The 23,461-nt window shown below is 71.3% G+C and carries 20 protein-coding genes; 10 read left to right on the top strand and 10 right to left on the bottom strand.

What is annotated here, in order from left to right; all coding sequences use genetic code 11:
- The first annotated feature begins 420 nt into the window (after positions 1-420).
- Positions 421-2,979, top strand: coding sequence for an MFS transporter (locus tag ACFY2B_RS20165; RefSeq protein WP_390764455.1), 2,559 nt, complete (start codon positions 421-423; stop codon positions 2,977-2,979).
- A gap of 256 nt (positions 2,980-3,235) precedes the next feature.
- Here ACFY2B_RS20165 and ACFY2B_RS20160 read toward each other — a convergent pair whose 3' ends face one another.
- From ACFY2B_RS20160 to ACFY2B_RS20150, 3 genes are read right to left on the bottom strand one after another with little or no spacing between them, the layout of a single operon-like run.
- Positions 3,236-3,490 (bottom strand): non-oxidative hydroxyarylic acid decarboxylases subunit D, encoded by a 255-nt coding sequence (locus tag ACFY2B_RS20160; RefSeq protein WP_390764454.1) that lies wholly within the window; start codon positions 3,488-3,490, stop codon positions 3,236-3,238.
- A 33-nt stretch (positions 3,491-3,523) separates the two neighbouring features.
- Positions 3,524-4,948, bottom strand: a complete 1,425-nt coding sequence (locus ACFY2B_RS20155) for a non-oxidative hydroxyarylic acid decarboxylases subunit C (RefSeq protein WP_390764453.1) — start codon at positions 4,946-4,948, stop codon at positions 3,524-3,526.
- A 14-nt stretch (positions 4,949-4,962) separates the two neighbouring features.
- On the bottom strand, positions 4,963-5,589 hold the full coding sequence (locus ACFY2B_RS20150; protein WP_390764592.1) for a non-oxidative hydroxyarylic acid decarboxylases subunit B: 627 nt from the start codon (positions 5,587-5,589) through the stop codon (positions 4,963-4,965).
- Between the two features lie 80 nt (positions 5,590-5,669).
- Between ACFY2B_RS20150 and ACFY2B_RS20145 the strand changes: the two genes are divergently transcribed.
- Positions 5,670-6,140: a MarR family winged helix-turn-helix transcriptional regulator gene (locus ACFY2B_RS20145; RefSeq protein ID WP_390764452.1), complete on the top strand. Its 471-nt coding sequence runs from the start codon at positions 5,670-5,672 to the stop codon at positions 6,138-6,140.
- A gap of 103 nt (positions 6,141-6,243) precedes the next feature.
- Here ACFY2B_RS20145 and ACFY2B_RS20140 read toward each other — a convergent pair whose 3' ends face one another.
- On the bottom strand, positions 6,244-7,287 hold the full coding sequence (locus ACFY2B_RS20140; protein ID WP_390764451.1) for an NlpC/P60 family protein: 1,044 nt from the start codon (positions 7,285-7,287) through the stop codon (positions 6,244-6,246).
- A gap of 294 nt (positions 7,288-7,581) precedes the next feature.
- Between ACFY2B_RS20140 and ACFY2B_RS20135 the strand changes: the two genes are divergently transcribed.
- The 3 genes from ACFY2B_RS20135 to ACFY2B_RS20125 all read left to right on the top strand — a co-directional run bounded on the left by ACFY2B_RS20135 (position 7,582) and on the right by ACFY2B_RS20125 (position 10,662).
- Positions 7,582-8,520: a FadR/GntR family transcriptional regulator gene (locus tag ACFY2B_RS20135; protein ID WP_390764450.1), complete on the top strand. Its 939-nt coding sequence runs from the start codon at positions 7,582-7,584 to the stop codon at positions 8,518-8,520.
- A complete protein-coding gene (locus ACFY2B_RS20130; protein ID WP_390764449.1) occupies positions 8,477-8,983 on the top strand; it encodes an NUDIX hydrolase in 507 nt (168 codons plus the stop codon). Before ACFY2B_RS20135 ends, ACFY2B_RS20130 begins: the two co-directional genes overlap by 44 nt.
- Before the next feature lie 215 nt (positions 8,984-9,198).
- Positions 9,199-10,662 (top strand): family 43 glycosylhydrolase, encoded by a 1,464-nt coding sequence (locus ACFY2B_RS20125; protein WP_390764448.1) that lies wholly within the window; start codon positions 9,199-9,201, stop codon positions 10,660-10,662.
- Positions 10,663-10,766: 104 nt separating this feature from the next.
- On the opposite strand, the gene ACFY2B_RS20120 is transcribed toward ACFY2B_RS20125, so the two are convergent.
- The 4 genes from ACFY2B_RS20120 to ACFY2B_RS20105 form a co-directional block, all read right to left on the bottom strand.
- Positions 10,767-11,453, bottom strand: coding sequence for a S1 family peptidase (locus ACFY2B_RS20120; protein WP_390764447.1), 687 nt, complete (start codon positions 11,451-11,453; stop codon positions 10,767-10,769).
- Positions 11,454-11,754: 301 nt separating this feature from the next.
- Positions 11,755-12,156, bottom strand: coding sequence for a D-ribose pyranase (gene rbsD / locus ACFY2B_RS20115; protein ID WP_390764446.1), 402 nt, complete (start codon positions 12,154-12,156; stop codon positions 11,755-11,757).
- Positions 12,157-12,306: 150 nt separating this feature from the next.
- The gene (locus tag ACFY2B_RS20110; protein WP_390764445.1) at positions 12,307-12,627 is read right to left on the bottom strand and encodes an ATP-binding cassette domain-containing protein; all 321 of its coding nucleotides are present in this window, start codon (positions 12,625-12,627) and stop codon (positions 12,307-12,309) included.
- 126 nt (positions 12,628-12,753) lie between these two features.
- Complete coding sequence (locus ACFY2B_RS20105; protein ID WP_390764444.1) at positions 12,754-13,968, bottom strand: chitinase; 1,215 nt, start codon at positions 13,966-13,968, stop codon at positions 12,754-12,756.
- 250 nt (positions 13,969-14,218) lie between these two features.
- Here ACFY2B_RS20105 and rpmG point away from each other — a divergent pair, with 250 nt between their 5' ends.
- Entirely contained in the window at positions 14,219-14,383 is a 165-nt protein-coding gene (rpmG, locus tag ACFY2B_RS20100) for a 50S ribosomal protein L33 (protein ID WP_390764443.1), read from the top strand.
- 52 nt (positions 14,384-14,435) lie between these two features.
- Positions 14,436-14,558, top strand: coding sequence for a type B 50S ribosomal protein L36 (gene ykgO, locus ACFY2B_RS20095; protein ID WP_376537589.1), 123 nt, complete (start codon positions 14,436-14,438; stop codon positions 14,556-14,558).
- A 98-nt stretch (positions 14,559-14,656) separates the two neighbouring features.
- On the opposite strand, the gene ACFY2B_RS20090 is transcribed toward ykgO, so the two are convergent.
- Positions 14,657-16,003, bottom strand: a complete 1,347-nt coding sequence (locus ACFY2B_RS20090) for an aspartate aminotransferase family protein (RefSeq protein WP_390764442.1) — start codon at positions 16,001-16,003, stop codon at positions 14,657-14,659.
- Between the two features lie 89 nt (positions 16,004-16,092).
- Between ACFY2B_RS20090 and ACFY2B_RS20085 the strand changes: the two genes are divergently transcribed.
- From ACFY2B_RS20085 to ACFY2B_RS20075, 3 genes are all read left to right on the top strand, one after another.
- Entirely contained in the window at positions 16,093-16,998 is a 906-nt protein-coding gene (locus ACFY2B_RS20085) for a LysR substrate-binding domain-containing protein (protein WP_390764441.1), read from the top strand.
- Between the two features lie 228 nt (positions 16,999-17,226).
- The gene (locus tag ACFY2B_RS20080; RefSeq protein WP_390764440.1) at positions 17,227-19,647 is read left to right on the top strand and encodes a beta-L-arabinofuranosidase domain-containing protein; all 2,421 of its coding nucleotides are present in this window, start codon (positions 17,227-17,229) and stop codon (positions 19,645-19,647) included.
- Positions 19,648-19,676: 29 nt separating this feature from the next.
- Entirely contained in the window at positions 19,677-22,898 is a 3,222-nt protein-coding gene (locus tag ACFY2B_RS20075) for a TIM-barrel domain-containing protein (RefSeq protein ID WP_390764591.1), read from the top strand.
- Positions 22,899-22,983: 85 nt separating this feature from the next.
- On the opposite strand, the gene ACFY2B_RS20070 is transcribed toward ACFY2B_RS20075, so the two are convergent.
- A complete protein-coding gene (locus ACFY2B_RS20070) occupies positions 22,984-23,355 on the bottom strand; it encodes a winged helix-turn-helix transcriptional regulator (protein WP_390764439.1) in 372 nt (123 codons plus the stop codon).
- Between the last annotated feature and the right edge of the window lie 106 nt (positions 23,356-23,461).

Genomic DNA, 23,461 nt, shown 5'->3' with positions numbered 1-23,461 from the left:
TTGACGGTTCTTGACGGCTTGTTTGCAAAGTTTGCTCGTATAATTGCTTGAGGCATACAAATGCGCAGGAGGGGCAGCCGGGATGAACCAACGGACCACGGCCCGGGATCCGGTACACCCGGCGAGGGACCCGACCACCCCCTGACCGTCGCCGGCGCCGCAGTGGCGTCGGCCGCAACGGCCCCGCTCCCGTACGTCAGCGAGGGCGGACGGGCCGCGTACGGCAACCACCGGCGTCCGCGGGACGCCGGCAACGAGGCGAACGAGGCGTACCCCGCCCGAATCCCGTCCCAGGACCGGAGTTTTTTCCACTCGACCTGCTGCCGGCGCGCCTCGACGACGAACTTCTGGAACGACACAACGCGCGGCACGGCCCCGGAGGCGGTCAGGGATGCCGGCGGACCAGGGAGAAACAGCACGATGAGCCATGCCGCGTCGCCGCCCCGAGTGGGGACCGCGCCCAGAACCTCACCCGGCGGACTCAGCCACCGGCAGATCCTGACCATATTGAGCGGCCTGATGCTGGGCATGTTCCTGGCCGCGCTCGACCAGACCATCGTCAGCACGTCGATCCGGACCATCGCGGACGACCTGCACGGCCTGAGCCAGCAGGCCTGGGCGACCACCGCCTACCTGATCACCTCGACGATCGCGACGCCGCTCTACGGCAAACTGTCCGACCTGCACGGCCGCAAGCCCTACTACCTCGCCGCGATCACCCTCTTCGTCATCGGCTCGGCGGCCTGCTCCTTCACCACCTCGATGGCGGAACTGGCCTGGTTCCGGGCCTTCCAGGGGCTGGGCGCGGGCGGCCTTATGTCGCTGGCGCTGGCCATCATCGGCGATGTCGTGCCGCCGCGTGAGCGGGCCCGCTACCAGGGCTACATGCTCGCGACCTTCGGCGCCTCCAGCGTGCTCGGCCCGCTCATCGGCGGCTTCCTCGCCGGCCGGGGCAGCATCCTGGGCATCACCGGATGGCGCTGGGTCTTCCTGGTCAACGTCCCCATCGGCATCGTCGCGCTGTTCGTCGTCGCCCGGGTGCTGAACATCCCGCACACCCGCCGCAACCACCGCATCGACTGGTGGGGAGCCCTCACCATCGCGATCGGCGTGGTGCCGCTGCTGCTCGTCGCCGAACAGGGCCAGGGCTGGGGCTGGACGTCGCGGAACTCCCTCGTCTGCTACGCGGTCGGCGCGGTCGGCATCATCGCCTGGATCCTCGTCGAACTGAGGATGGGCGACGAAGCACTGATCCCCATGCGGCTGTTCCGAAACGGGATCTTCAGCCTGACCAGCATGGCGGGCGTGGTCATCGGCATGGGCATGTTCGGCGGGATGCTGCTGATCCCGCAGTACCTGCAGATCGTGAAGGGCGCCAGCGCCACGAAGTCGGGCCTGGAGATGCTGCCGCTCGTGGGCGGCATGATCGTCGCCTCGGTGATCTGCGGCCAGGTGACGTCCCGGACCGGCCGCTACAAGGTTCTCCCGATCATCGGCAGCGCCCTCATGGTCGCCGCCATGCTGCTCTTCTACTACCGGGTGCAGTGGGACACGCCCCTGTGGCAGACCATGCTGTGCATGGGGGTCTTCGGCCTGGGCCTGGGCAGTTCGCTGCAACCGCTCGTCCTCGCGGTGCAGAACGCGGTACCGCCACGGGACATGGGCGTGGCGACCTCCTCGTCCACCTTCTTCCGCCAGATGGGCGGCACGGCCGGTACGGCGGTCTTCCTCTCGGTGCTGTTCTCCACCGTCACCGGGAACATCTCCTCGGCGTTCAGGTCCGCCGCGTCCACACCCCAGCTCCAGGCGGCACTGAACGACCCGGCGGTGCTCTCCGACCCGGCGAACAAGCCCGTACTGGACATGCTCGACCACCCGGGCGGCTCGCCCGGCTCCGACGTGCTCTCCGACTCCTCCTTCATCCAGTCCCTGGACCCGCGCCTGGCCCAGCCCTTCAAGGAGGGCTTCGCGAGTTCGATGCACACGGTCTTCCTGCTCGCCGCGCTGGTGGTGGCCCTCGGTTTCCTGATCATCCTGTTCATCAAGGAGACTCCGCTGCGCCAGGTCTCCGGCATAGAGGCACAGGCCGCCGCGGACGCCGCCGGCGCGGCGCCGGCGGCCGTGCCCGAACCGGCCGACCGGGCCGCCGAAGCCCCCGCGCGGCAGCCGGTGGCCGCGTTCGCGGCGGCGGGTGGCACGGACGTCCTCACCGGCGACGACGTCATCCGCGGCCGGGTGCACACCGCCGACGGCATGGGGGTGGCGAATGCCACGCTCACTCTGATCTCCCTCGGTGGGCAGCAACTGGGCCGGGCCGCCGCAGGACCCGACGGCAGCTACATCCTGGCGTCGCCGGGCTCCGGTTCGTACGTCCTGATCGCCGCCGCCGACGGACACCGGCCCCGGGCGACCACCATCGTGGTCGGTGCGGAACCGCTGGCGTACGACGTGCTGTTGACCGGTGGCGGTGGCCTCGCGGGAGCGGTCACGGGAGGGCCCGACGCCCGGCCCGTCGAGGGCGCGATGGTCGTGGTGACCGACGTCCGGGGCGAGGTCGTCGCCACCGGAAGGACCGGGAGGGCCGGTGACTTCTCCTTGGCGGATCTCACCGCCGGCGACTTCACCGTCGCCGTCAACGCCGCCGGCCATCGTCCCGCCGCCCAGCTCGTCCGGGTCGGCGAGACGGGCACCGCCCGGCTGGAGATCGCCTTGCGGACCGGGGCGCGCGTCGGGGGGACGATCCGGACGGGCGCCGGTCAGCGGCCGCTGGCGGACGCCCGGGTGACCCTCCTCGACGCGGCGGGCAACGTGGTCGGCGCCGCCGTCACGGGGGCCGACGGCGCCTATGCCTTCACCGACCTGGACGCGGGCGAGTACGCGGTCATCGCGAGCGGCTACCCGCCGGTGGCCGCCGCCGTCACCATCGGTACGGGCGACGCCGGGGACGTCGACGTGGAACTGAGCCATCCCGAGGGCTGAGGTCCAGGTGGTCGCTCGGCATCCTCGTGAGCAGCGGCGCGTCGCACTGGCGCGCCGCACCAGCGTGACGTCGCGGTGCAGGTCTCTTTCATCGACGCGCTCGGCCCGCGCGGCCCGGTGCAGGTTCCGGCCGCCGACGCGCCGCTGGGTCATGCCCGGTGCGCAGGCGTGGCCTGCGGAAAGATCCCGGGAAGCTCCACGGCCCTGACCCGGAGGCGCGTTCAGGGGCCGCCGCGGCCGCCGGCCGGACGGGCGGTCACGACGAGGGGCGGGGATCGGCGTCGTGCCGCAGCGGTGGGACGGCGGGCACTTCGGTGGCGCCCTCGATGTCGGCCCGGGTCATGCGGAACTCCTCCGGGTACGCCCGCCTGCTGGTGCGGCGGGCCGGTTCCGTGGTGCGCCAGGTGTAAAGGCAGTCCTGGCACTGGTGGACGTCCCACACTCCGGGGACGGGTGAGGTGGCGAGTCGTTCGGTGCGGGTCGCGGCGCAGCGCGGGCAGGTCGTGGTCACGGCGGGGCCTCCGGGCGGGGCGGAGCGGGCGGGTCAGCGGGTGGCGCGCAGCGCGTGCAGCTTCGCCGCCCAGTGGGGGGTTTCGGGCAGGTCGGAGACCGGTTGGGAGTAGTGGCCGCGGAGGTCGGGCGCCACCGGGGTGGTCGCGTCGATGAGGACCCGGTGGGTGATGCCGGGCGGCTGGGCGCCGGGGTCGAGACCCATGATCGGGAAGTTGGGCAGGACGACCAGGTCGCCCGCGGGGTTGACCTTGGTGGACAGCGCCCACATCACCTGGGGGAGATCGAACGGGTCGACGTCCTCGTCGACCACGATGACGATCTTGCAGTAGCCCAGGCCGTGCGGGGTGGACATGGCCCTGGTGCCGAGCGCCTTGGCGAAGCCGCCGTAACGCTTCTCGGTGGAGATGACGACGAGCATGCCGTGGGTGTGAGTGGCGTTGACGGCCTGGACCTCGGGGAACTCCGCCTTGAGCTGCTGGTAGAGCGGCACACAGGTGTTCGCGGCGGTCAGGAAGTCGACCTCGGTCCAGGGCATGCCGAGGTAGAGCGTCTCGAAGATCGGGCTGCGGCGGTGGGAGATCCTGTCGATACGGATCACGGGCATGCTGCGGCCACCGGAGTAGTGCCCGGTGAACTCGCCGAACGGGCCCTCTATCTCGCGGGCGCGCGCCAGAACGACGCCTTCGAGGACCATTTCGCTGCCCCAGGGGACGTCCAGGCCGGTGAGCGGGGCGCGCGCGATGGGGGCCGGGGCGCCGCGCAGCGCGCCGGCCAGGTGGTACTCGGACTGGTCGTAGCCGAGCGGGGTGGAGGCCACGACGGAGATGACGGGTTCGTTGCCGAGCGCGATGGCGATCGGCAGGTCCTCACCGCGTTCCTCGGCCTTGCGCAGGTGGATGGCGGCGTCGTGCATGGGGACCGGCTGGAGGCCGAGCCGGTCGCGGCCCTTGATCTGCATGCGGTAGATGCCGACGTTCTGCTTGCCGAAGTCGTCGGGGTCGACCGGGTCGCGGGTGACGACGGCGGCCTTGTCCAGGTAGAAGCCGCCGTCACCGTCGTTGAGGCGGAACAGGGGCAGTGCCCTGAACAGGTCCACCGCGTCGCCCTCGGTGCTCACCTCGGCCCACAGCGGGTTCGCGCGGCGCTCCGGTTCGACCGGGAACTCCTGCCAGCGGCGGCTGAACTCCTCCACCTGCTCCTTCGGGCCGGTGGTGGGCGGCAGGCCCAGGGCGAGGGCGTGGTTGGCCCAGGAGCCGTGCACGTTCAGGGCGATCCTGGCGTCGGTGAAGCCGGTGACGTTGTCGAAGTACAGGGCGGGGGCCGTGTCGCCCATGCGTGACGCGGCGTTGGCGGCGGCGCCGAGGTCCGGCTCGGCGGCCACCTCCTCGGTGATGTTCAGCAGTTGGCCGTGGCGTTCCAGCTCCGCCAGGAAGGAGCGCAGGTCGTCGTGGGGCATGGTCTTTCGTCCTCTCAGGCGGGTCCGCGGCCGGCGCACGGGCGTTCGGTGCGCTGGACCACCTCGGTGCCGCGGGCGTGAGCGATCCCGCTCCAGCGGCGGGCCCTCGGGGAGGGCAGGTCGAACTGGTCCAGAACGCGGGCGACGATGTGGTCGACGACGTCGTCGAGACCGGTGGGATGGTTGTAGAAGGCGGGCATCGGGGGCACCATGACCACGCCCATGCGGGACAGGGCCAGCATGTTCTCCAGGTGGACCGTGCTGAGCGGGGTCTCCCGCGGCACCAGGACGAGCTTCCTGCCTTCCTTGAGCACCACGTCCGCGGCCCGCCCCACCAGTCCCTCGGCGTAACCGGCCCGGATCCCGGCGAGGGTCTTCATGCTGCACGGGACGACGATCATCCCGTCGGTGCGGAAGGAGCCCGACGAGATCGCCGCGGCCTGGTCCGCCGCCCCGTAGGCCACATCGGCGAGTCCGGTCACGTCGCGGACCGTGTACGGGGTTTCCAGCTCGATCGTGGCGCGGGCCCACTTGCTCAGGACCAGGTGGGTCTCCACCGTGTCGAGGCTGCGCAGCGTCTCCAGCAGGCGCACCCCGAGGGGCGCGCCCGTCGCTCCGGTCATGCCGACGATCAAGCGCATGGTGACCTCGCCGCTCCCTCCGACGTTCGTACGCATAACGTTAGTGTACGAACGATTCGTAAGCACACTAACATGCGGGCATGGAGATGGAGCAGGAGTCGTCCGTTGCCCCCGGTCAGGGTCCTGGCGCAACGCGCGTCCCCGAGATGCACAGCAAGACGTTCCACCTGATGAGGCGGGTGCTCCAGGAGCACGGCGCCCACTGGCAGGGCCGGCTGCCGCACCTGACCAAACCCCAGTACGCGGTGTTGCGGGCGGTCGGCGAGCAGCCCGGCATCGAGCAGTCCGCCGTGGCCGTCTCGGCCGGCATCGACAAGGCCACCCTCGCCGCCGTCCTGCTCCGCCTGGAGCAGCGCGGCCTGATCATCCGCACCGTCGACCTCGCGGACCGGCGCCGCCGCCTGGTCCACCTCACCGAGGAGGGCGACCAGGAGATCCGCCAGACCTTCCCGGTGGCCGCCGAAGTGGACGCCGCCCTCCTGGACCGCCTCACCCCCAAGGAGCGCACGCAGCTCCAGCACCTCCTGGCCAAGCTCACCGACACGCCCTGAGTGCCCGGCGCTTGGACCGGACCGGCGACCGGAGGGGGCGGGCGTCAGGCGTGTGCCCACGGCGTTGCCGCCGTGAGCACGCGGGGGAGCGACGGGCCACGGATCAGTGAGCCGTGAGGAACCGTTCGGCACCCCAGTAGTCGGAGCCGAACCGGACCGTGGTGATCCGGACCGGGGTGGCCGAGTCGTACGCCTCGATCATCTGCTGGTTCCCGATGTACATCGCCACGTGGTAGATCGATCCGGTGCCGTTGTCATGGGCGTAGAACAGCAGATCGCCCGGCCGCAGGTCGGCTTTGCCGACCTTCCGCCCGCCCCCGTGGAGGGCCTGGGCGTCGGCGTCCCGCGGGATGTCGACGCCGTTCGCCTCGTACACCGTGGAGGTGAAGCCGGAGCAGTCCACGCCGAAGCCGGACCGGCCACCCCACAGGTAGGGCACGTCGAGGAACTTCTTGGCGTAGTTCACCAGGCCGGCGCCCGTCGGGTACGGGACGTCCTTCTCGCCGTCGTAGATGTCGACGTCCTTCGCGGAGACCCACTTCGCACCGTGGGCCGGCGTGTCCACCAGCACCGCGTCACCGGCACGGTCGAGTTCGGGCAGGCGGGTGTTGTTGCTGAGCCGCAACGACTTCGAGTGCAGTGCGCGGTCGTCGTACAGCCAGGCCGTCGTGGTGTCGTGGACCAGCGCGAACGGCCGTTTCGCGGCCGTGGCGGCGAAGTCCGGGTTGCTGGTCAGCTGCGTCTTGGGCACCCAACCCGGGTAGCCGAGCGGGTTCTTCGGGGAGGACTGGCCGGGCACCGCGATCTCGGCCCACGCGCCCCGTTCGGCCAGTACGTACACGGGATGTCCGTAGAGCACCTGGGTCTGGGTGAGGTTGTCGCCGCTCAGCCCCTTCTTGTCGGCCAGTGTCAGGCCGGCCAGCCACTTCGGCACGTCCACGGGATCGGTCAGCGCGGGCGCGTCCACCGGGCGCGGGCTGCCGGGGCTGGTCCACACGGTCGCGACGGACACGTCGACGTACGCGGTGGGCGGTGTGCCGGTCCCGGCCGGGGCGGCGGCGGCCGGCAGCGCGAACACGGTGGCCAGGGCCGCGGTCGCGGTCGCCACGGCGACCGGCCGGCCGCCGAAGCGGAGCTTCAGTGTCATCGGGATCCTTTCTCGGCGTTCACGGGATTGCCTCCGGCATCGCCGGCGAGTCCGGCGATGCCGGGTCCGGGGAGCGGGGACAGGTCGAGACGGGGCCGTTGCCGCCCCAGTCAGCCGATCGGCGGCTTCCCGGTGGCCACCCCCGCGGCACTGGTCACCACGGGCCACCTCCTGGAGGCGATCCGGCGGCAGCGATCTCGACCGGGTAAAGGTAACAAGACAAGACCTTAAAATCTGTGTGATTGTCTCCGCTCTGGCAGGCTCGGGGTGAACGCCTGTGACGGTAGGGGGCACATGCATCACGAGGAGCGGCCCACGGGCCGGGGCGGCGCGTCGGGCGGCCTGGGCCCGGTGCGGGTGGCCAGCGCCGTCGACGAGGTCGCCGACCGGCTGCTCACCGCGATAGCCCTGGGCGAGTTCAGTGTGGGCGAACGGCTGCCCACCGAGCGCGAACTGGCTCTGACGCTCAAGGTCAGCCGCCCCACGGTGCGCGCCGCCATCGCGCGCCTGCGGGAGACCGGCTGCCTGGAGGTGGTCCGTGGCCGCCTGGGCGGCCACTACGTCCGGGCCGCCCGGCCGGCGGAGTCCGCGTCGGCGACCGGCCGTCCGCTGCTGCCGCGCTGGGAACGGACGGCGGTGTTGTTCGACACCCGCGGGCTGATCGAGTCGCTGATCGCACGGACCGCCGCCGAACGCCGCGACCCGACGGACATCGAGGCCATCACGGCCGCGCTGGAGGCGTACGCCGCCGCGGCCGAGCCGACGCAGGTCCGGCGCGCCGACGCCGCGCTGCACCACGCGATCACCAGGGCGGCGAAGAACGAGCCACTGGCCGTCTACAGCCGCCAACTGCTCCATGACATCGACGCCGGATTCCCGACAGAGCCCTACCGGTGCAGTCAGACGCGGCGCGCGCTGCGCGATCACCGGGAACTGGTGGACGCGATCGTCGAGGGCGACCCCGACCGGGCGGCCACCGTGGCCCGGCGCCATGTCGCGCTCACCGGGCAGACGCTGCGCGAAGCACTGGAACACAGCGTCGACCTCGCCGAACGGGAACGGGAACAGACGCTGGGACAGGACAGGGAGCAGGGGCAGGAAGGGGAGCAGGAGCGGGGCTGCGGGAGCGGGGGCGGTCCGCGGGCCGCCACGGGGGCGGACGGGAAATCCGCGGATAGCATCCCAGCTCATGACTCTGACGGAGCGGCGCACTTCCCGGGTTCTGCTGGTTGACGACGACGATCGCCTGCTTCTGCTGTGCGGCCGCGATCCGCGCAGGCCGGGGGCGAGGTGGTGGTTCACCGTGGGCGGTGGCGTCGAGGCGGGCGAGGACTACCCCCAGGCCGCCGTGCGTGAGGTCCGGGAGGAGACGGCACTCTCTCTCGACGTCGGGCGGTTGGGTCCCGTCGTCTGGACCCGGCAGGCGATCTTCACCGTCGACGGTCAGGTCTTCGACCAGTACGAGGAGTACCGTCTCGCCCGGGTCACCCCGGGCGAGGTGCACGGGATGAACATCCGGACGGAGGAGGCCCCTTACGGACACCACTGGTGGTCGACGGCGGAGTTGTCCGGCACCGCGGAGAGCGTCCGGCCCAAGAGGATGGCGTCTTTGCTGCCCGACGTGCTCACCACGGCGGGTCTCGGCCGGAGGCCCGTGCACCTGGGCGACTTCGACGAGGACGCCGATCCGGAATAGGCGCCGGTGCCGCTCGCCGGTGCCGTTCCGTCGCCCGGCTTCCGGTCGCCGCGTGGCGGTCCACCGTGTCCGGCGACGGAGCGTTCCCGAGCCGCGCGGTCGCGGATACATCGGTCGGGTCCGTTTACATCGATGTAATTGCGGTGATGCCATAGATGCACGCCAGCTGAAACGGCCGATACTCCGGGCACTTGCGCAGAGGTGGGGAGCCGCTGATGCAACGTCAGTCCAGAAGTACCTTGCTGACCGTCCTGTTCGCCCTGCTGATCGGCTTGGTCGGTGTCGCACCGGCCCAGGCGCACGAGCCGGTGCCGCAGGCCCACGCGCCGGAGCCGGCCGCCAAGGCCACCGGCACGTTCCGGAATCCGCTGAACACGGGACCCGACCCCTTCATGGCGTACGCGAACGGGGCCTACCACCTCACCACCACGCAGGGCGGCAGCATCAAGATGTGGAGTTCGCCGTCGCTCGGCACCCTGCTCGACGCGGACCCGGTGACCGTGTGGACCGACACCGACCCCTCGCGCAACCAGCACATCTGGGCGCCCGAGTTCTACCGTTTCGGGGACCGCTGGTACCTGTACTACACGGCCGACGACGGTGTGGACGACCACCACCGGCTGTACGTCCTGGAGTCGGCGGGCGCCGATCCGGCCGGCCCCTACCACTTCAAGGCGAAGCTGACGCCGCCCAACCACGCGAACGACTATGCCATCGACCCCGGCGTCTTCCAGCACAACGGGAAGCTCTACCTGGCGTATGCGGGGATCAACCCCTACCAGCACAACGGGCTGAACATCGCCCCGATGTCCAACCCCTACACGGTCTCCGGAGACGCGGTGGCCCTGAACGCCGACGGCGGCTGCCCGGAGGTCCGCGAGGGTCCCGAGTTCCTCAACCGCAACGGCCGTACGTGGCTGACGTACTCGGCGTGCGACACCGGCAAGCCCGACTACCAGCTGTGGATGCTGTCCCTGCCGGCCGGCGCCGACCCCCTGACGCCCGGCAACTGGCAGCAGCACCCCGGCCCGGTCTTCTCCCGCGACGACGCCAAGGGGGTCTACGGCCCCGGCCATCACGCCTTCTTCCGGTCGCCCGACGGCACGCAGGACTGGATCGTGTACCACGCCAAGACCACCGGCAGCTACACCTACAGCAACCGCACGACCCGTGCCCAGCGGATCGGCTGGCACGCGGACGGCAGCCCGGACCTCGGCAGCCCGGTCGCCCTGGGCGCGACGCAGGACCTGCCGTCCGGAGACCCGGGCAACGGCAATTACTGGATCAACGACGACGGCCGCTCCAGCGGCGCCGGCCAGATCGCCTACCAAGGTGTCTGGAACTCGGGTACGGGCTGTGCCGCGCAGTGCTTCTGGAGCGACGACCACTGGAGCGACCGGGCGGGCAACACCGCGACCTTCACCTTCACTGGCACCCGGATCGCGCTGCTGTCCGTGCGGGACACCGGCAACGGCATCGCGGCGATCAGCGTCGACGGGGGCACCGAACAGCGCGTCGACTTCTACGGGTCGCCCCGGACGGGCGAGACACTCCAGTACCTCAGCCCGCGTCTGCCCGCCGGCCGGCACACCCTGCGCATCCGGGTGACCGGGGAACACAACGCGTCGTCCGGCGCGTCCTTCGTGAGCGTGGACCGGGCGGAGGTCTACACCGACTGAGGACGACCGGGGCGCCACCTGCCCGGGGCGGACGGCACAGGTACGACGGCGGGCGCACAGGCACACCGGCGGGGACTGGTCCGGGGGGCCGGCCACCGCTCCGGTCAGTACACGCTCAGGCCATGGGCGTCGAGCGCTTCCTGGATGGGCTGGTAGTAACTGACGCCACCGGCGGCGCAGCTGCCGGAGCCGCCGGAGAGGATGCCGATGACCTTGTCGCCCGCGTAGAGGGGCGCGCCGCTGTCACCGGGTTCGGAGCAGATGTCGGTCTGGATCAGCCCGTAGACGATCTCGCCGTTCCCGTAGTTGATGGTGGCGTTCAGCCCGGTGACCCGGCCGCAGCTGACGCCGGTCACCGCGCCCCGCCGGCAGACGCTCTGGCCGACGTAGGCGGTCGCGGTGCCGGTGACGTCGACCGTGCCGATGGTGCCGGGGTGCGGCACGGAGGTGTCGGCGTAGCGGACCACACCGAAGTCGTCACCGGGGAAGCTGCTGGCCGTGGTGGGCCCGATCACCGTGGTCAGGGCCGATGTGGTGTACCACGTGGGCAGGCCGTCGGTGCAGTGGCCCGCGGTGACGAAGTAGTACGCGGAGCCGGCCTGCACATTGACCCCCGCGGTGCACCGGCGAGCGGAGGAGTAGACGCCGTCGCCGCCCGCGAGGAGGGGACGGAGCCGGCCGCCGGTCCGTTCGACGCCGACCGCGCCGCCGAGGCCGCGCAGCCTGGCCAGATCCGCGTCCGTGACACCGGAATCGGCGAGGACGTGCGTCGTGCCGGTGCTCTCGTCCACGATCCACGCCGTCCCGGCGATCCCCAGGGACTCGACGGCCGCGGCCCCGGCGACGTGCGCACCGGCGTGGGGGGAGTGCGGCGGCGCCGGTACCGGACACCGCGAAGCCGCCCACGACGAACAGACTGAGCAGGAAACGCCCCAGGGCGCCACGGCGTGCTCTCATCACCCAAGTCCCCCTCGGGAGAATCCGGTCAGGCAGGGGCACGAGCCGTCGCCCATTGTGCCGGGGCGCCGCTTCGCCGGACAGACCGTCTTCGGCCGTGCCGCCGGAGCAGGGAGGCAACGCATGGGGCTTCCGTCACCGGTCGGGGGTGAACGCGACGCCCGCGCGGCAGAGCACGTTGGCGAAAAAGCTGTCCTCGCCGGTGCGCACCGCGAACTTGACGTTCCTGACCCGTTCCTTGAACGCGTCGTGGGTGACGGGTTCGGGTTCGAGCCCGAGGGAGCGCAGCGCGGCGTGGACGGCGGGATTGGCTACCCGGACCTGGTCGGTCACCCAGCTGTGCTCGACCACGATCTGTCCCAGCACCGTCTCGGCGACGTCCAGGAACGAGGGCCGGCCGTACCGGTAGCCGAGATCCACGAGGGGAGTGCCGGGCGCCAGGGGCAGCCCGGCGTCACTGATCACGAAGGTGTCGGTGTGCCGCAGACCGGCGATCAGGCCGGCCAGTTCCTGATGGATGATGCCGCCGCGTAGCACGGGTACCACTCCTTCCTGCCACTGCGGATGACGGTGTGTCACGGCCGCCGCCCCGGGTGAGGACGGTCCGCCCGGGGACGGGACGGCGCCGGCCACCGGGTCGCCCGCGGGCCGGCCCGGCCGGTCATCGCCTCGGCCGGTGGAGCCGGGTCAGGCATGTACGGACCCTTCGACAGCGCCGGTGATCAGCCCGGCCAGTTCGTCGCCGGTGGTGTCGCCGACGCTCCGCCGGGCGGCGGTACGCCCTCGCCGCAGCACGTACGCGGTGTCCGCCACCCGCAGCACCTGCGCCATGTCATGGCTGATCAGCAGCACGGTCACGGCCGCCTCGCGGAGCCGGCGGATCAGCTCCTCCACGGCGGCCGGCTCCCGCACGCCCAGTGCCGCGGTCGGTTCGTCCATGATCACCAGAGTGCGGCCCCAGTTGGCCGCCCGGGCGATGGCGATGCTCTGCCGCTGGCCGCCGGACATCCGCCGTACCAGCACCGCCCCGTACTCGCCGGCACACGGCGTGTACGGAGGCCGCGGAGCGGCAGGCCGTACACCGGGCCCGCGAGTGGGGGCGGGTCCGGTGTACGGCCTGCCGGCGGGCTGCCGTCAGCAGGCGCCCTCGTCCTGCCAGGGTCCCCACTCCGAGGCGCCGGGCACCTCGTTCTGGGTCCACCACTTGGCCTTCCAGTCGTGCTTGTCGTACGAGACCTCGTCGCCGCCCACGTAGGCGGTGGCCGAGTTCCAGGCCGGCTTGCACGAGGTGCCCGGCGGCGTGGGGGTCGGGGTCGGGGTGGGCGTGGTGGAGGGCGGCGTGACTCCGGCGAACTGCACCGAGTACTTCGCGAAGTCCCAGGCGTTCTGCGCCACGCTGGAGCAGGTCCCGGACGTGCGGCCGCCGTTGTCGACCGGCGTGCACGGGCGGTCGCGGTTGAGCGACCAGAAGGTGAAGCGGTCCATGTGGTGGCTGGTGGCGTAGTCCAGCACGGTCTGGAAGTCGGACTGGGCGAAGTACTCGCCGGTGTCGCTGCGGCCGTTCATCCCGGAGAAGCCCTCGTGGGCGTAGGCGGTCGCCTGGTCCCAGCCGAAGGTGGACTGAAGGATCGTGTTGAAGTCGGTGAGCGCGCCGGTCTGGCTCGCGGCGCCGTTGAACCCGCCGTCGAAGGGCATGATGGAGAAGTTGTTCGGCGTGAACCCCTGCGACTTGGCCTCCAGCAGCATCTGCTTGCCGAACCAGCCGGTGCCGTCGGCCGTGCCCGCCGTGGTGACGGAGACGTAGAGGCCGGGGTTGTTCTGCTGGAGGATCTTCGCCGCGCCGATCTCGTTCTTGATCGCGGCGGTGTTCTCGTACTCGGGCTCCTCCAGGTCGAAGTCGACGGCGCGCAGGTTGTACTTGGTGATGACCTGCTGGTAGGCCGCGGCGGTGGAGGCCGGGTCGGAGCAGGTCTGGCCGAGCTTGGTGCCTCCGTAGCCGCCGATGGAGACGGAGACGTCGCCGCCCTTGGCCCGGATCCTGTCGATCACCGACTGCACCGCGGTGTCCGAGGACACCGGGGCCGTGCCGCCCCACGTGGGCGAGCAGCCGCCGCCGTTGGGGGCGAGGACGAACGCGAGCTGGAAGGTCTTCAGGCCGGTGGCGTCCATGATGGCCGTCGCGTCCGGCGGGTCGTTGTCCAGCGGCATCAGATAGGGGGCGGCGGCGTACCAGCGGTCGCTCAGCGCGGCTGTCGCGCCCGCGGCGTCACCGGCGACGAGCGCGGTCGAGCCCGCCGTCGCGAGCGCGACGGCGGCAGCCGCTCCCAGACATGCGTGAAGACGTCTCACTGCTGCCTCCAAAGGGGGTGGGGGAGTCGCCCCAGCCTCAGTGAGGTGTTGAGTTCACGTCAATGGTCTGGACTAGACCAAAGCAGCTCTTTGGACTAGACCATGCCTGCGCTTTACCGTCGCCGGACGGACGGGTCCTGGGCCGGGCCCGCCCGGGAATGGGACCGCGGGTGACGTTGTTGTGGCGGACGTGGCAAGGCGGCTGGCATGGACGGAACAACGTCGCCGCCGCCCGTGGAAAGGAGGCCGCATGGCGCGCAGCACGGTGCGTCCCGTCGTGACGCTGAAGTCGACGGCGGGCACCGGCGTCACCTACGTGACCCGCAAGAACCGTCTCAACGACCCCGACCGGGTGGTCCTGCGCAAGTACGACCCGGTGGCGGGGGAGCACGTCCCGTTCCGCGAAGCCCGCTGAGCGGCGGCCGGACGGAACGGAAGGCCGGGCGGAACAGAAGGAGGACACGGTCATGAAGGTCAGGAAGTCCCTGCGGTCCCTGAAGTCCCAGCCGGGCTCGCAGGTGGTACGGCGACGGGGTGTGACCTACGTCGTCAACAAGAAGAACCCGCGTCTCAAGGCCCGCCAGGGCTGACGAACGCGTCGGAAAGCCGGTACCGGCCCCTCCCGCGGCTGCCGTCGTGGGAGGGGCCGGCGCGTTCCCGCTCGCCCGCGGCAGCGCGGGCGGGGTGATCAGAGGGCGGCGCAGGCGTCGCCGATCGCCTCGTCCAGGATCGCCAGCCCGAGCGAGATCTCCTCCTCGGTGGCGGTCAGCGGCGGTGCGATCCGGAAGACCCCGCCCATGCCGGGGAGCTGGACGATGTTCATGTGCAGGCCCAGTTCGAGGCAGCGCCGGGTGACCCGGGCTCCCAGCTCGTCCGTGCTCCGCCCGCTCTCGCGGTCGACGGCGAGTTCGAGCCCGGCCAGCAGGCCCCGGCCGCGGATGTCGCCGACCACCGCGTGGCGCCGGGCGATGTCCCACAGCCCGTCGCGGAGGAACCCGCCGAGCGACCGGGCACGCTCGTCGAGCCGGCCGGCGGTCAGGACGTCCAGGACGGTGTTGCCGACCGCGGCCACCAGCGGGTCGGCGACGTGCGTGGTGAAGAACAGGAAGCCGCGCTCGTGCGCCTCGTGCTCGATCTCCGGGCTGGTGACCACGGCCGCGAGGGGCAGGCCGGCGCCGAGCGTCTTGGACAGGGTGAGGATGTCGGGGACGACACCGTCGCGCTCGAACGCGTACCAGGTCCCGGTGCGGCACAGACCGGTCTGGGCCTCGTCGAGGATCAGCAGCATGCCGCGCTCCCGGCACTTGACCTGCAAGGCGGCGAAGTACCCGGCCGGCGGCTCGATGACGCCGCCGGAACTCAGGATCGGTTCGACGATGCACGCGGCCAGGCTGCCGGTCGACTGGGCGTCGATCAGGTCGAAGGCGAAGTCCAGCTGGCGGCGCCAGTCCAGCGAGCCGTCGGCCGTGGTGAAATCGGGCCGGTAGGTGTTCGGCACCGGGATGGCGAAGTTGCCAGGGGCACCCGGGCCGTAGCCCTTGCGGCCGGCGCTGTACGTGGCGGACGCCGCCGCCTGCGTCATGCCGTGCCAGGACCGGGCGAACGAGACGATCTCGTGCCTGCCGGTGACGAGCTTGGCCATCCGGATGGCGGCCTCGTTCGACTCCGCTCCGGTGGTCAGGAGCAGCACCTTCTCCAGTGGCTCCGGCAGGGTGTCGGCCAGGCGGCGGGCCAGGTCCACCACCGGACGGCTGAGCATGCCGCTGTAGAGGTGGTCGAGGGTCGCGACCTGCCGCTGGACGGTCTCGACGATCGCCGGGTGCGAGTGCCCGAGGATCGCGCTCATCTGGCCCGAGGTGAAGTCGAGGATCTTCCGGCCGCCCGCGGTGTACACGAAGCTTCCGGCGGCACGGTCGATGATCTCGGGGCTGAAATCGCCGCCGTAGCGGATGAGGTGCCGGTCGGTGTCGGCCCAGAAACTCTCGGCGAACGACAGGTCGGCGGTTGCGGCGGTCAGGTCCTTCGGAGCAGCCATGCCGCGACGGTACGACGCGTTCGAGCAACACGTCCATCTCACATTTCCGGCTTTCCTGTTCGGTGGAACCGCACAACAATGTGAGGGTGATGAATCCCTGGAGGCTGCGACTGCTGAGCCAGCTGGACGCGCTGGGCACCGTCCGGGCGGTCGCCCAGGCCGCCAGCCTGAGCCCGTCGAGCGTGTCCCAGCAACTCGCCGTGCTGGAGGCCGAGACCCGCACCCAGCTGCTGGAGCGCACCGGCCGCCGGGTCCGGCTCACCTCGGCCGGACTGATCCTCGCGCGGCGGGCGCGGGCGATCCTCGACCACATGGACAGCGTCGAGGCGGAGCTGCGCGGATTCGGCGAGGAGCCGTCCGGGCTGGTGCGGCTCGGCGCGTTCCAGAGCGCGATCCACACCCTGGCCGTCCCGGCAGTCTCCCGGCTGGCGCAACGGCATCCGCACCTCGACGTCGAACTGCTCGAACTGGAACCGCACGAGAGTCTGCTCGCGCTGCGCAGCGGCGAAGCGGACGTCGTCATCACGACCACGGACTTCGACGAGCTGCCGCTCGGGCCCGACCTCGACCTCGTGCAGCTGGCCACGGACCCGGTCCTGCTGGTGGTGCCGCACGGGCATCCCGCGGCCGGACGCGGCCCCGTGGACCTCGCCGCCTGCGCGGACGAGCCGTGGGCGTTCGACATGCCCCAGTCGTACATGGCCGGTCTCGCGCTGCGGCTGTGCCGGCAGGCAGGGTTCGAGCCGCGCGTGGTGTGCCGGTTCAGCAACTACCTGATGACGCTGCAACACGTCGAGGCCGGGCTGTCGATCACGCTGCTGCCGGGCCTCGCGGTCGACCGCCGGTACCGGGTCACCACGAGGGAACTCGCCGCACCCGTGACCCGCACGATCACGGTGGCGACCCGCCGCGGCGCACCGCCCCGCGCCGCGGTGCACGCCGTGCTGGACGCGCTGCGCCACCAGCCGTCCCCACCGCTCCCGGACCGTGAGTGACCGGGCGGGTCACCCGGCCTCCTGACCCGCTCGCCGGCCTCCCGGCCCTTTCGCCGCCCGGCGGACCTCATGGGCGCCGCCCGCATCCGCACGCCTCCGACACCTCGTGCGAGACACCTGGACAAGCCACCGGGGGCGTGCTGTCATGCCAACTGCCGCTGTTTTCAACGTTGTACAAGGTTCTCAAGGCTCAGGTGGACCCGCCCCCTCTTCGTCTCTGGAGCCGCCGTGCATCCCTCTTCTCCTCGCAGACACCGTGCCCCGACCAGACGGCACTTCCTGACCAGTACCGCACTCGCGCTCAGCGCCACCGCACTGGCCGGGCGGCTCGGACCCGCCGCCGTGGCCCAGGACCGGGGCACGGCGCTCGCCCCGGTCGCCTTCACCCGGCTCGCGCCCGGCAGCATCACCGCACGTGGCTGGCTGGCCGGGCAACTGAGGCTCCAGCTCGACGGGTTGTGCGGCCGCTACGAAGGCCGCTCGCACTTCCTGGACTTCGACGCCACCGGCTGGGTGCACCCGGACAACGACGGCTGGGAGGAAGTGCCGTACTGGCTGCGCGGCTATGTGCCGCTCGCCGTCGCCACCCGTGACCCGGCCGCGCTGGACACCGTCCGCCGCTGGCTCGACGCCGTCCTCGCCACCCAGCAGAGCGACGGCTTCTTCGGCCCGCGCAAGCTGCGCACCGCCCTGGTCGGCGGCCCCGACTTCTGGCCCTTCCTGCCCCTGCTGATGGCGCTGCGCACCTGGCAGGAGTACTCCGGCGACCAGCGGGTGATCCCGTTCCTCACCCGCTTCATGGCCTTCATGAACGCCCAGGGCGAGGACGCGTTCAAACACAGCTGGATCTCCTACCGGTGGGGCGACGGCCTGGACATCGCCCTGTGGCTGTACGACCGCACCGGCGACGCCTTCCTGCTCGACCTGGCCGACAAGATGCACACCCACGGCGCCGACTGGACCGACAACATTCCGACGGCGCACAACGTCAACATCGCCCAGGGCTTCCGCGAGCCCGCCCAGTACGCCCGGCGCGCCGGTTCGGCCGAGCTGACCCGGGCCGCGTACCGCACCTACGACTCGGTGCTCGGCAGCTACGGCCAGTTCCCCGGCGGCGGCTTCGCGGGCGACGAGAACTACCGGCCCGGCTTCGGCGACCCCCGGCAGGGCTTCGAGACCTGCGGCATCGTCGAGTTCATGGCCAGCCACGAACTCCTCACCCGCCTCACCGGCGACCCGGTGTGGGCGGACCGCTGCGAGGACCTGGCCTTCAACATGCTGCCCGCCGCCCTCGATCCGCAGGGCCGGGCCATCCACTACATCACCAGCGCCAACAGCATCGACCTCGACAACAGGGTGAAGTCCGAGGGCCAGTTCCAGAACGGCTTCGCCATGCAGTCCTTCCAGCCCGGCGTCGACCAGTACCGCTGCTGCCCGCACAACTACGGCATGGGCTGGCCGTACTTCAACGAGGAGCTGTGGCTCGGCACCCCGGACGGCGGCCTGGCCGCCGCCATGTACGCCGCCTGCCAGGTCACGACCACCGTGGCGGACGGCGTGCCGGTCACCGTCACCGAGGACACCGACTACCCGTTCGACGAGACGGTCAAGCTGACGGTGTCACCGTCACGGAAGGTCTCCTTCCCGCTCCAGCTGCGCGTCCCCGGCTGGTGCGCGAACCCGCGCGTCACGGTCAACGGCCGTGCGGTGACCGCACGGCCGGGACCCGCGTTCGTACGGATCGAACGCACCTGGTCGGCCGGTGACGTCGTGGTCGTGCGCCTGCCCCAGCGCACCACCCTGCGCACCTGGCAGGCCCAGCACGGCGCGGTCGGCGTCGACCACGGCCCGCTCACCTACTCCGTCCGGATCGGCGAGGAGTACGTCCGCTACGCCGGCACCGACGCCTTCCCCGAGTACGAGGTCCACGCCACCACCCCCTGGAACTACGGTCTCGTCGCCGGCACCACGCCCGAGTTCACCCGCGAGGGAGGACCGCTCCCGGCCAACCCCTTCACCCACAAGGGCACCCCGGTGCGCATGACCGCGAAGGCCCGCCGCATCCCCGAGTGGATCGGTGACGACGAGCACGTCGTCACCCCGCTCCAGCAGAGTCCCGCCCGCAGTGCCGCGGCCACGGAGACCGTCACCCTCGTCCCGATGGGCGCCGCCAGACTGCGCATCACCGCCATTCCGACCACCTCGCCCGACGGCCACCCCTGGACACCGGAGCCGGCCTTCCGGCGCGTGCAGAACAAGCACAGCGGCAAGGTCCTCGCCGTGGACGGCATGTCGACGGCCGACAGCGCGCGGGTGGTCCAGTTCGACAACACACCGACCGGAGACCACGCCTGGCAGCTCCTGGACCGGGGCGACGGCTGGTACGCGATCCGCAACGGGCACAGCGGCAAGGTGCTCGGCGTCGACGGCATGTCCACCGCCGACAGCGCGATCGTCGTCCAGTTCGACGACAACGGCACCGACGACCACCTGTGGAAGCTCGTCGACAACGGCGACGGCTGGTTCCGCGTCCGCAACAGGCACAGCGGCAAGGTCCTGGGCGTGGACGGCATGTCGACGGCCAACAGCGCCCAGGTCGTGCAGTTCGACGACAACGGCACCGACGACCACCTCTGGAGACTCCTGTGAACCGCGGGCCGCTGCGCCGGTGGACCACCATGGCGGCGGGCACCGGCCTGCTGGCCACCGCGGTCGTCTGGTCCGGCCAGGCCGCCGCCGGACCGCAGGGCGGCCCGAGCGTTTCGACGGTACGGTCCGGAGCGGCCCGGTTCGAGGTCCTCTCACCCACCCTCGTCCGCACCGAGTACGCGGACGACGGCGGCTTCCTCGACGCGCCCACCTTCAACGCCGTAGGCCGTGACGACTTCGCACCGACACCCTTCACGTCGACCACGTCCGACGGCTGGCTCACGCTCAGGACGAGCGCCCTGACCCTGCGGTACAAGGTGGGATCGGGCCCGTTCAGCACCGACAACCTCACCGTCGCGGTCACCGCGGGAGACCACCGGGTGACCGCGACCCCCTGGCGGCGCGTCGTCTGCACCACCGGCGCGCTCTGCGAGGCGGAGGACCTGTCGTACGACGGCATCACGACCGCCACCGACCACAAGGGCTTCACCGGCACGGGCTTCGTCGCCGGTTTCGACAACCAGGGCGACACGCTGACCACGGACGTGGACGTCAGCACGGCCGGCTCCTACACACTCGCCACCCGCTACGCCAACGCGGGCGGCGGGGACGGGAAGTACGAGACACGGACGCTGACCCTCTCGGTCGACGGGACGGACCGGACGCTCAGGCTGCCGACCACCGCGAACTGGGACACCTGGAACGTGGCATCGCTTCCGGTGCAACTCGCCGCGGGCCGGCACTCGGTCGTCCTGAAACGGGCGCCCACCGACTCCGGCCAGGTCAACCTCGACAGCCTCGCGCTGCTGGGCGCGGACGCCGGATATCCACCACCCTCCGCCAAGGCGGCCGTGGACTGCCGCTTCGGCACCGGCTGCGAGGCCGAGGCGGGCCGCACCACGGGCTCGGCGGTCGTGGCGGCCGACCACGAGAACTTCGCCGGCCGGGGCTTCGTCGCCGAACTCGGCCAGGGCTCGGCCCTGTCCGCGCCGGTGACCGGGATCCCCGCCGACGGCGCGTACACCCTGCACCTGCGCTACGCCAACGGCCTCGGCGGCGACGGCCGGCACGAGACGCGGACGGCGACCGTCGCGGCGGGCGGCGCGGAGCAGGAGGTGTCGCTGCCCGCGACCGACGGCTGGGACACCTGGAGCACCGTGTCCGTTCCCGTCCGGCTCAAGGCGGGCGCCGACACCCTCACCCTGCGCTGCCCGGACGCGACGAGCTGCCACGTCAACGTCGACACACTCGCGCTGACCCGGCCCGGGGAGCCCGCCCCGCCCGCCCACCTGGCGCTCGGCGGCTACCGCCGCGGCCTCGACGGCGTCGACGGCGACCGGGGCAGCGTGCGGACCACCCCCGGGCTGCTCCACCAGGACGGCTGGTACCTGCTCGACGACACCCCGTCAGCGGTGTACGACGCGGCGCACCGGACGCCGCCCGGCCCCCGGCCCGACCACCACGGCCGCCCCTACCAGGACGGCTACGTCTTCGGCTACGGCCACGACTACGACCAGGCGCTGTCCGATCTGGCCACGCTGACCGGGCCGAGCGAACTGCTGCCCCGCTGGGCCTACGGCGTGTGGTACTCGGAGTACATGGACCGCACCGCGGCCGACTACCGTGACACCGTCCTGCCCGCCTTCCGCGCCGAGGGCGTCCCGCTGGACGTCCTGGTCGTCGACACCGATTACAAGTCCCCCCACACGTGGAACGGCTGGGAGTTCGACCGCACCAAGTACCCCGATCCCGAGGGCTTCTTCGACTGGGCCGCCGCACAGGGCCTGCACACCACCCTCAACATCCACCCCAGCATCCTCGGCACCGACCCGCAGTTCCCCGCGGCCATGGCCACGGCCAACAACAAGCTGAAGAACGCCGGCTGCTGGTCCGCACCCGGCGGCACACCCTGCTACACCTTCGACTTCGGCGACCCGGACCAGCTCAAGGCGTACCTGGACCTGCACCGCACCTTCGACCAGCAGGGCAACGACTTCTGGTGGCTGGACTGGTGCTGCGACGGCTCCCGCTCCTCGCTGCACGGCGTCACCCCCGACGCGTGGATCAACCAGCAGTACGCCACGACCGCCGACGCGGCCGTCGGCCGGGGATTCGTCCTCTCCCGCGCCTACGGATCACTCCAGACCGGCGTGTACAGCGGCCCCACGGGCCTGGCCACCGGCCCCTGGGCGGACAAGCGCACGACCGTCCACTTCACCGGTGACACCTCGTCCACCTGGGGCACCCTCAAGGCCGAGGTCGGCTACACACCCGGCGAATCGGCGGCCACCGGGATGTCCGCGATCAGCCATGACATCGGCGGCCACAACGACACCACCGGGCTGGAGGGATCGGAGACCTACACCGTCGACGGGAAGACGTACCACACCAAGAAACTGCCCGACGACATGTACGCCCGGTGGGTCCAGCTGGGCACGTTCCAGCCCATCGACCGGCTGCACGGCGCGCACAGCGACCGGCTGCCCTGGCAGTACGGCCCCGCGGCACGGGCCTCGGCGGACAAGTTCCTGCGCCTGCGCGAGCAACTCGTCCCGTACACCTACACGCTCGCGCAGGAGGCGAGCACCACGGGCGTCCCGGTCGTGCGGCCGACGTACCTGGAGTACCCGGACGAACCCTCGGCCTACACGGCGGCGGACACCGAGTACTTCTACGGACCGGACATGCTCGTCGCGCCGGTGACCGACCCCGGCAGCACGGCGAGCACAACGGTGTGGTTCCCGCCGGGCCGGTGGACCGACTACTTCACCGGCGAGGTCTACGAAGGCGGCACGACCCAGCGGGTCACGGCCGGCCTGGACACCATGCCGGTGTTCGTCAGGGCGGGCGGGATCGTCCCGACCCGGACCGACGCCACCGACGCGACGTCATCCCTGACCAGGGCCACCCTGACCATCGCCACCGGTGCGTCCGGTTCCTGCCGCCTGTACGAGGACGACGGCACCACGGCCATGCCCTCGCGGAGCGCGCGGACCACGATCCGCTACACCGAGTCCGACCGCGAGCACACCGTACGCATCGGCCCGGCTTCCGGAGCCTTCCGCGGACAGGCGGCCGAGCGGGAGTGGACCGTCACGTTCCGCGGTGTCACCGAGGCCCCCCGCACCGTCTCGGCCGACGGCGGCTCCCTGTCCCCGCACACCTACGCATGGAGCAGCGCGCAGCACACGTTGACGGTCGAACTCCCCGCCCACAGCGTGCGTACCCCGGTCACCCTGACCTACCGGTGACGCCGCACCGGCGTCGGGGAGACCTGACGGCCGGCGCCCCGAACCAGGCTCGGGGCGCCGGCCGGCTCCGTCTCCCGGTACGCGGTCAGCCGGCGGACCGGTTCTCCTGCGCCGCTTCCTGGAAGTCGACGACCGCTTCGCCGTACGACCTCGCCCAGTGCGTGAGGACGTTGATGGGCTCGACGAGCGTCCGGCCGAGGTCGGTCAGGCTGTACTCGACCCGTGGGGGCGCCTCGGCATACGTGTGGCGGTCGACGAGACCGTACCCCTGGAGCCGGCGCAAGGTCTGGGTGAGGACCTTGCGCGAGATGCCGCCGATGAGTTCGACGAGTTCGCCGTGCCGACACGGCTTGCGGCTGAGCGCGAACACGACCACGACGGCCCATTTGTCGGTGATGATCTCGACCGCCAGCCGAGTGGGGCAGTCGGCGAGGAACACGTCTCCCGCTGAACTCATGGATTCGAACGTTACCAGAAGGTACCTGCCGGTTCCGTAGCGTCTGTGTTCAGGGCGTTCAGGGCGGTCAGGGCGGTCAGGGCGGTCAGGGCGTCCGCGCAGGTCG

Source organism: Streptomyces sp. NPDC001270 (assembly GCF_042896695.1).
In the GTDB taxonomy this organism is placed as follows: domain Bacteria; phylum Actinomycetota; class Actinomycetes; order Streptomycetales; family Streptomycetaceae; genus Streptomyces.
This window is presented reverse-complemented; position numbering and strand designations above follow the sequence as displayed.

Bases quoted from the DNA above. Each gene is read 5' to 3' on its own strand.
- ACFY2B_RS20165 (WP_390764455.1), top strand. From the start codon at position 421: ATGAGCCATGCCGCGTCGCCGCCCCGAGTGGGGACCGCGCCCAGAACC.
- ACFY2B_RS20155 (WP_390764453.1), bottom strand. From the start codon at position 4,948: ATGCCCCACGACGACCTGCGCTCCTTCCTGGCGGAGCTGGAACGCCAC.
- ACFY2B_RS20150 (WP_390764592.1), bottom strand. From the start codon at position 5,589: ATGCGCTTGATCGTCGGCATGACCGGAGCGACGGGCGCGCCCCTCGGG.
- ACFY2B_RS20145 (WP_390764452.1), top strand. From the start codon at position 5,670: ATGGAGATGGAGCAGGAGTCGTCCGTTGCCCCCGGTCAGGGTCCTGGC.
- ACFY2B_RS20140 (WP_390764451.1), bottom strand. From the start codon at position 7,287: ATGACACTGAAGCTCCGCTTCGGCGGCCGGCCGGTCGCCGTGGCGACC.
- ACFY2B_RS20135 (WP_390764450.1), top strand. From the start codon at position 7,582: ATGCATCACGAGGAGCGGCCCACGGGCCGGGGCGGCGCGTCGGGCGGC.
- ACFY2B_RS20130 (WP_390764449.1), top strand. From the start codon at position 8,477: ATGACTCTGACGGAGCGGCGCACTTCCCGGGTTCTGCTGGTTGACGAC.
- ACFY2B_RS20125 (WP_390764448.1), top strand. From the start codon at position 9,199: ATGCAACGTCAGTCCAGAAGTACCTTGCTGACCGTCCTGTTCGCCCTG.
- ACFY2B_RS20110 (WP_390764445.1), bottom strand. From the start codon at position 12,627: ATGTCCGGCGGCCAGCGGCAGAGCATCGCCATCGCCCGGGCGGCCAAC.
- rpmG (WP_390764443.1), top strand. From the start codon at position 14,219: ATGGCGCGCAGCACGGTGCGTCCCGTCGTGACGCTGAAGTCGACGGCG.
- ykgO (WP_376537589.1), top strand. From the start codon at position 14,436: ATGAAGGTCAGGAAGTCCCTGCGGTCCCTGAAGTCCCAGCCGGGCTCG.
- ACFY2B_RS20090 (WP_390764442.1), bottom strand. From the start codon at position 16,003: ATGGCTGCTCCGAAGGACCTGACCGCCGCAACCGCCGACCTGTCGTTC.
- ACFY2B_RS20085 (WP_390764441.1), top strand. From the start codon at position 16,093: ATGAATCCCTGGAGGCTGCGACTGCTGAGCCAGCTGGACGCGCTGGGC.
- ACFY2B_RS20075 (WP_390764591.1), top strand. From the start codon at position 19,677: ATGGCGGCGGGCACCGGCCTGCTGGCCACCGCGGTCGTCTGGTCCGGC.
- ACFY2B_RS20070 (WP_390764439.1), bottom strand. From the start codon at position 23,355: ATGAGTTCAGCGGGAGACGTGTTCCTCGCCGACTGCCCCACTCGGCTG.